The organism is Frankia sp. CcWB3 (assembly GCF_977927595.1).
The window spans coordinates 1-2,587 of record NZ_CDWRCK010000398.1 but is presented as its reverse complement, the minus strand read 5'-3'; the positions used below and the strand labels follow the sequence as shown (position 1 = coordinate 2,587).

1 protein-coding gene and 1 pseudogene are annotated in these 2,587 nt (G+C 69.3%); both read left to right on the top strand.

Annotated features, from left to right (window positions below):
• The first annotated feature begins 112 nt into the window (after nt 1-112).
• Nucleotides 113-1,784, top strand: a pseudogene (locus ACY5KJ_RS19680) (glycosyltransferase family 2 protein).
• Nucleotides 1,781-2,587 (top strand): ArnT family glycosyltransferase (locus tag ACY5KJ_RS19675; protein WP_462204062.1); only part of this gene is annotated, 807 nt, incomplete at its 3' end. The pseudogene ACY5KJ_RS19680 and the gene ACY5KJ_RS19675, both read left to right, overlap by 4 nt.

The window sequence follows — 2,587 nt, the reverse complement described above, 5'->3', positions numbered from 1 at the left end:
CACGAGGGCCGCCCTGCACACCACGTCGGCCCTCGTGCTGTCCGAGCTGGCCGGTCTCGACGGGAGCACGTCCTACCTCCTGCCCGGAGCACTCGCGATCGTCCTGCCTCGGATGTTCGGCCGGGGTGGCCGGGGCCGGCGGATCCCGTGGCTCGCCCGGCTCGCGTGCGAGTCGGGCGGCTGGTACGTCTACATGTTCGCCGGTTCGCCGGACATCAGGCTGGTCTCGTACGGCGGTCCGCGCCTGGGCCAGCCGTTCGCCGTGGTGCTGGGCGCGGTGGCGGCGGTGACCGGCGGCTTGGTCCTGTCCCGTCGGTTCCGGGCGCGGGCCCGCGGGTCGACCCCCGGCGCCAGCCGCCGGCGCCGCTGGGTGTGGGCGCTGGTCAGCGTGCCCCTCGCGGTGACGCTGGGGGTGCGTGCGGCCGAGCATCACCACGTCGTGCTGCTCGCCACATGGACGATCGTCTCGCTGCTGATGCTGCTGGTCGCCAGCCTGACTCTCGTGCGCGGCCAGTACAGCTGGCAGCGCCCCGAGCGGGTGCATCACGTGGACCTGACCGGCAACCTCGCGCCCCGCAACCGCTTCTCGCTCATCGTCCCCGCCCGCGACGAGCCGGTGCTCGGGCGGACCCTGACCCAGATTCTTGCCGGCGACTACCCCCACGACCTGGTGGAACTGGTCGTGATGGTGTCCCATGACGAGGTCGACCAGGAGACCCGGCGGGTCGCCGAGGAGATCGCTGGCCGGCATTCCAACGTGCGGGTCGTCGCGCCCGAAGGCAGCCGGCGTAGTAAACCCCTGTCCCTGGAGGACGCCCGCCGGCACTGCACCGGAGACCTGGTCGGCGTCGTCGACGCGGAGTCCCTGATCGCCGGGGGACTCCTGCGTTACGTGAACACGCTGGCCCTGCGCCACGCCGACGTCGGCATCTTCCAGGGCGGCGTGCAGCTCATGAACGCGCGTGCCACGGCGTGGCGGCGCGCCGCGGACCACTCGCCGATGCGGGCGTTCCTCCACTGGTTGGACACGGGCACCTCCTGGTGGCGGGCCCGCAGCTGCCTCGAGTACTACATCTGGTTCATGTCGCGGCTGCGTTTCCAGGCGCGCGCGTTTCATCCCACTTGGCGGCAATACGGTGTTCATTCGGCGAACGGTGCTGGAAAGGCTCGGTGGGTGGGACGTCTCCTGCCTCACCGAGGACTGTGACCTCGGGGTGCGGGCCTCGGTCGCCGGAATCCCGACCGCGGTCTTCTACCACCCCGATCTGACGACCCGGGAGGAGACCCCGGAAAGCCTCACGAAACTCGTCGTCCAGCGCACCCGCTGGATGATGGGGTTCATGCAGGTCCTCTTCAAGGGGGACTGGCGGGCGCTTCCGGGAGCACGCCAGCGCATCATGGCGGTGGAGATGCTCACGATGCCGTTCTTCCAGGCACTCGCCGGCGTCCTGCTGCCGGTGTCGCTGGTCCTCACGTTGTTCCTGGCGGCGCCGACCGGTCTGGTCATCGTCTTCTGGCTTCCGTTCGGTGCGACCGTCATGACGGTCTTCTCCGAACAGGCGGCGTTCCGCGAGTTTGCCGAGGCGTACGGGCTCGATCTGCGTCGCTGGGACAGCGTGCGGCTCGTGCCCTGCGCCCCGCTGTACCAGCTCGCGCTTTCCGCCGCCGCAGTGCGCGCCACGGCCCGGTTGCTGCGTGGCCGGGTCGAGTGGGAGAAGACCTCCCACTCCGGGGCCCACCACAGCACCGCCTCCGGCCGCTTCGAGCTGGAGGCGGCGTCGTGACCGCACCCGACGCCGCGAACCCGTACCCCCGATTGCTCGGCCCGCAGACCGCCGTGACCTGGATCGCCGCCCGGGCCGGGGAGCTCGCCGGCCGACTGGTCGGCTGGGCCGGCGCCCGCCGCCGCAGCCTGCTCCTGCTCGCCGTGCTCCTGACGGTGGTGGCGGTGCTGCACGGTTATAACTTCGACGGCTGGCCGGGCCGCGTCACCGACGACGAGGGCACGTATGCCGCCCAGGCGTATTCGATGCAGTACTGGAACCGGATCGCGCATTACACGTACTGGTACGACCATCCGTTCGGCGGATGGCTGTTAATTGCCATCTACACGAAGATCACTGATGGTTTCAACCGGGCGCCGACGGCGGTCACCGCCGCCCGCGAGCTCATGTTCGGCGTGCATCTGGTGAGCTGCGTGCTACTGTACCGGTTCGGCCGGCTCCTCGGCCTACGACGGTTCTTCGCCGGCCTGGCCCTGCTCGTCTTCTCGCTTTCACCGCTCGCCCTGTGGTATCAGCGGATGGCGTTCCTCGACAACATCGCCGTGATGTGGCTGCTCGCCGCCCTGGTGTGCGCGGCGTCGCCGCGCCGCAGTGTCGCGGCGGCGGCGTTCGCCGGGATCTTCATGGCCTTCGCTTTCTGGTCGAAAGAAACCGTCCTGATCTTCCTCCCGGGGTTGTACGTACTGCTCCGGCAGAATCGTGATCCTCGTAACTGGCGATTCGTGCGGCGCAACTTCATGGGCTGCCTGATCGGCGTGTGCGGTATCTACATCCTGTATGCGGCCGCGAAGAACGAGCTGTTC